This is a genomic window from Streptomyces bambusae, assembly GCF_019400985.1.
Classification (GTDB): domain Bacteria; phylum Actinomycetota; class Actinomycetes; order Streptomycetales; family Streptomycetaceae; genus Streptomyces; species Streptomyces bambusae_A.
Genome location: NZ_WTFF01000453.1, coordinates 1 through 4,615, shown reverse-complemented (window position 1 = coordinate 4,615; position 4,615 = coordinate 1). Strand labels below are relative to the sequence as shown.

At 73.7% G+C, this 4,615-nt stretch carries 5 protein-coding genes; 4 read left to right on the top strand and 1 reads right to left on the bottom strand.

Translation table 11 applies throughout. From position 1 onward, the window contains the following. The coding region (locus GPJ59_RS33785; protein WP_219671763.1) for an acyl-CoA dehydrogenase family protein at window positions 1-1,049 on the top strand (1,049 nt) is incomplete at its 5' end. After that, window positions 1,049-1,522: a nitroreductase family deazaflavin-dependent oxidoreductase gene (locus GPJ59_RS33780; RefSeq protein ID WP_219671761.1), complete on the top strand. Its 474-nt coding sequence runs from the start codon at window positions 1,049-1,051 to the stop codon at window positions 1,520-1,522. The genes GPJ59_RS33785 and GPJ59_RS33780, both read left to right, overlap by 1 nt. A gap of 140 nt (window positions 1,523-1,662) precedes the next feature. Here GPJ59_RS33780 and GPJ59_RS33775 read toward each other — a convergent pair whose 3' ends face one another. Next, the gene (locus GPJ59_RS33775; protein ID WP_219671760.1) at window positions 1,663-2,310 is read right to left on the bottom strand and encodes a TetR family transcriptional regulator; all 648 of its coding nucleotides are present in this window, start codon (window positions 2,308-2,310) and stop codon (window positions 1,663-1,665) included. 401 nt (window positions 2,311-2,711) lie between these two features. Here GPJ59_RS33775 and GPJ59_RS33770 point away from each other — a divergent pair, with 401 nt between their 5' ends. Further along, window positions 2,712-3,503, top strand: a complete 792-nt coding sequence (locus GPJ59_RS33770) for a VOC family protein (protein WP_219671759.1) — start codon at window positions 2,712-2,714, stop codon at window positions 3,501-3,503. Between the two features lie 105 nt (window positions 3,504-3,608). Further along, window positions 3,609-4,615: serine/threonine-protein kinase (locus tag GPJ59_RS33765; protein WP_308120632.1), on the top strand; the 1,007-nt coding region annotated here is incomplete at its 3' end.

Below are 4,615 nucleotides of genomic sequence, written 5' to 3'. Positions count from 1 at the left end.
CCGACGGTGACCCGGCCGGCGATCCGGGCGCCGCCCTGGCCACCGCCCTCGCCCTGACCGGCGAGAACGCGGCCGGCGACTGGGCGGGAGGCGGCCGGGCCGGGGGGGTGCAGGCCCGCCGGGAGGGGGGTGGCTGGCGGCTGTACGGGGAGGCCGCCCAGGTCCTCGACGGACACAGCGCCGGCCTGCTGCTGGTCGCCGCGCACACCGGCGGGTTCGCGCGCAGCCGCACACTGCTGTTCCTCGTCGGCGGGAACGCGCCCGGGCTGGTGCGCACCCGCCAGCAGGTCCTGGACGAGACCCGGCCGCAGGCCCGTATCCAACTCCGCGATGTCGAAGCGGAGTTGTTGGGGAGTGAGGGGGGCGACCTCAAGGGGGGCGACCTCCAGGGTGGCGAGAGCGACAGCGGCATCGTCGGCAGCACCGCCGCCGGCAGCACGGTCGCCGACGGCACGGCCCACGGCAGCGCCGTCGACCGCCGCCCCGACGCCGGTCCGGCCGTGCTCCGTGCCCTGGCCGCCGTCGGCCGGAGTGCTGCGGCCGTGCTGGCCGCCGAGGCCGTCGGGGCTGCGGACCGGGCGCTGGCGCGCACGGTGGAGTACGTGGGCCGGCGCGAGCAGTTCGGCCGGGCGATCGGCTCGTTCCAGGCGGTCAAGCACCGGCTGGCCGACCTCTACGTCCAGGTGCAGGCCGCGCGTTCGGCGGCGTACTACGCGGCCTGGGACCCCGAGCAGGGTCCGCTCGCCCTCGCCCAGGCGCTGGAGGCCCTGCGCCTGACCGCCGGGGAGGCGGTACAACTGCACGGCGGGATCGGCTTCACCTGGGAGCACGACGCGCACCTGTACTTCAAGCGGGCGGCCGCCGACGAGTTGCTGTTCGGGCCGGTCCACGCGCTGCGCGCGCACGCCGCCCACCGCGCGGGACTGTTCCACGACCGGCCCACCGCCGCCGCCGCGCCCCCCACCGCGCCCGACACCCGCCCGGGCACCCCGCACGACACCCGCTCCAGCACCCCGCCCGACACCCGACACGAGAAGGCGGCCGTCTGATGGCTCCCGGCGTCAAGCTGATGCAGAGGATCTCCTCGACCCCGCTGTTCGCCCGCATCGCGCCGCACTTCATCCCCGCGATGGACAAGGCGGTGCACCGGCTGACCCGGGGCAAGGTCATGCTCAGCGCCCGGATGCTGCCCGGGGTGATCCTCACCGCCAAGGGTGCGAAGACGGGCGAGCCGCGCACCACGCCGCTCGCCTGCATGCCGGAGGAGGGCGGGGCGAGCTGGATCCTGATCGGGTCCAACTTCGGCCGGCCCGGGCACCCGGCATGGACGGCGAACCTGCTCAAGCACCCGGACGCCGAGGTGAGCTGGAAGGGGCGGGACATCGCCGTACGGGCCCGGCTGCTCCAGGGCGAGGAGCGGGCGGCGGCGTGGCAGGCCGTGCTGAGGTTCTGGCCGCCGTACGCGACGTACCAGGCGCGCGTCGAGCGCGAGATCAGGCTGTTCCGGCTGGAGCCGCGCTGACCTTGAGGGCGGGCTGGAGCTGCCCTGACCCTGAGGTCGTGCCGGAGCTGCGCTGACCCTGAGGTCGGCCGGAGCCGCACCGGCCTGCGGCCGGCTGATGCCGCGCCGGCCTGCGGCGGACCCCGTACCGGGGGCCGCCGCTACTTGGTGGGCTTCTTGCCCGTGATGCCCAGGTGGACGAGCAGGGCCAGGTTCGGCTTGAGCTCGGCCTGCTTCACGCCCCAGGTCTGGAACCCCTTCTGGTGCGAGGCCACGGCCGCGAGCATCGCGACGAGCGAGCCGGCCACGGCGGCGGGGCTGATCTCCTTGTCGAGCCTGCCCTTGCCCTGGAGCTCCTTCATCGAGTCCGAGAGGGAGTTGGTGACGGAGTTCAGGATCTTCATGCGGATCTTGTAGAAGCGCTTGTCGCCCTCGGCCGCGCCGAGGTCGACGACCCGCAGGATCGCGTCGTTGCGCCGCCAGAAGTCCAGGAATCCCTCGACGAGTTCTTCGGCCGCCTGCCAGCCCGACTTGCCCGCCCAGGAGCGGCCCTCGACCAGCGCGGTCAACTGCGCGCCCTCGGTGGCCATCTGCTCGGCGATCTCGAGGACGGCGCCCTCGACGTCCGGGAAGTACTGGTAGAAGGTCGCGGGGGAGGTTCCGGCCTTCCGGGCGACGTCGATCACCTTGACGTCGCGGTACGGCGAGGAGCTGAGCATCTCGCTGAGGCAGTCGAGCAGCTTCTGCCGCGTCGCCTGACCGCGCCGGCCGGCGACGCGGCCGTCGACGGTGCGTACTTGTCCTGTCATGCCGTCAGCTTACCGAGGGGTGATCTGCGCGCGATTCGGCCGCCTGCAAATGGGGTTACGGGGGTGTGCACAGGCTGTCCACGAGGCGTGCACGGGTTGTCACCGGGCTTTCCACCGGGCTTTCCACCGGGCTTTCCACCGGGCTTCCACGGGGTGTGCGCAGCCGTGCACACCCCGTGCGCGCGGGCTGTGCGTGACATGTGCCCCGTCCCCCGAACAGGCTTGTCAACAGGCTGTGGACAACGCGGGGGCGGATCATGGGCCAGGGGCGTGCACGCACCCGTACGCCGCCGCACAGCCGCTCCACACCCCCGCACCGCACCGCCGCTCCACACCATGGCACACCACGCCACACCCCCGCGCACCGCCGTAGACCGCGCAGAACGGAAGGAACCGGGCCCATGGCCGCATTCACAGAAGGCACGCCCTGCTGGGTCGACGCCTCGCTTCCGGACGTCGAGGCGGGCAAGCGGTTCTACGGTGAGCTCTTCGGCTGGACGTTCGGCCCGAGCGCCGGCGCCGAGTACGGCGGCTACACCCAGGCCTATCGCGGCGGCCGCAACGTCGCCGCCCTCGCCCCCAAGCCCGACGGCCGGATGCCCACCGTCTGGGGCGTCTACCTGTACACCTCCGACGCCTACGCGGCGGCCGCCCGGATCCGGGCCGCCGGCGGCCAGATGGTCATGGACCCGATGCCGGTCGGCCCGTACGGCACCGCGGCGATGGCGGCCGACCCCGGCGGCGCCGTGTTCGGGCTGTGGCAGCCCGGCACCCACCACGGCTTCGAGGCCAGCATGGAGCCGTACACGTACTGCTGGGCCGAGCTCTACACCCGGGCCCGGGACGCGGTCGACGTCTTCTACGCCACCGTCTTCGGCTACGTCCCGCAGGACCAGGACGACGCCGGCACCGACTACCGCACCTGGTCCCCGCCCGGCAGCGCGCCCGGCCCGTCGACGGCCGTGCTGGGCCGTAGCCTGATCACGGACGCGTTCCCCGAGGCCATGCCCGCGCACTTCCTGGTGTACTTCGCGGTGCCCGACTGCGACGCGGCCGCCGCGGACGTCAGGCGCCTGGGCGGACGGGTCACGGCGGACCCGTTCGACACGCCGTACGGGCGGATCGCGGTCGTCACCGACAATCAGGGGGCGGCCTTCGCCCTGCTCTCGGAGCCCGAGGACGAGAAGGCCTGACAGAATCGGGGTTGCGCGACCCCGGGCGGCGCTCGGGAGTGAGACGCTGCACGGGCTGGTTGTGGCGGGCCCGGCATGGGGTCCGTACGGGGAGGTGTGAGGCGAGTGGTGGAGCAGCTGACGCAGCACGACCCGAGACGGATCGGCCCCTTCGAGGTGCTGGGCCGGCTCGGCGCCGGCGGCATGGGGCTGGTCTATCTCGCACGGTCGGCGTCCGGCCGACGGGTCGCGATCAAGACGGTACGGACCGAGCTCGCCGAGGACCAGCTGTTCCGGGTGCGCTTCACGCGCGAGGTGGAGGCCGCCCGCGCCGTCTCCGGCTTCTACACCGCCGCGGTCGTGGACGCCGACCCCCGCGCGGCCGTGCCGTGGCTGGCGACCGCGTACGTGCCCGCGCCCTCGCTGGAGGAGATCGTCAACGAGTGCGGGCCGATGCCCGCGCAGGCCGTGCGCTGGCTGGCCGCCGGCATCGCCGAGGCGCTCCAGTCGATCCACCAGGCGGGGCTGGTCCACCGCGACCTGAAGCCCTCGAACGTCCTGGTCGTCGAGGACGGCCCCCGGGTGATCGACTTCGGTATCGCCAGCGGTGTCTCGAACACCCGGCTGACCATGACGAACGTCGCCGTCGGCACGCCCGCCTACATGTCGCCCGAGCAGGCCAAGGACTCGCGCAGCGTCAAGGGCGCCAGTGACGTCTTCTCGCTCGGCTCCACCCTGGTCTTCGCCGCCACCGGGCACCCGCCGTACCACGGCGCGAACCCGGTGGAGACGGTGTTCATGCTGCTGCGCGAGGGCCCGAACCTGGAGGGCCTGCCGGACGAGCTGCGGCCGCTGATCGACTCCTGCATGCAGATGGAGGCCACGGGCCGGCCGACCCCGGCGGACCTCCAGGCGCAGCTCGCCCCGCACCTGTTCGCTGCCGGCGACGACAGCGGCACGGCGTCGGCATGGCTGCCCGCACGGGCCGTCGCGATGATCGAGACGCGCCGGGCGGGCCAGCGTACGAGCGGCGCGGGCGGTGCGGGCGGCGCGGGAGCCGTCGGAGGTCCTGGAGGCGGTGCCGGAGCCGGAGCCGGTGCCGGAGTCGGTGCCCAGGGCGGCCAGCCCCCGGC

Bases quoted from the DNA above. Each gene is read 5' to 3' on its own strand.
- GPJ59_RS33775 (WP_219671760.1), bottom strand. From the start codon at position 2,310: ATGACAGGACAAGTACGCACCGTCGACGGCCGCGTCGCCGGCCGGCGC.
- GPJ59_RS33770 (WP_219671759.1), top strand. From the start codon at position 2,712: ATGGCCGCATTCACAGAAGGCACGCCCTGCTGGGTCGACGCCTCGCTT.
- GPJ59_RS33780 (WP_219671761.1), top strand. From the start codon at position 1,049: ATGGCTCCCGGCGTCAAGCTGATGCAGAGGATCTCCTCGACCCCGCTG.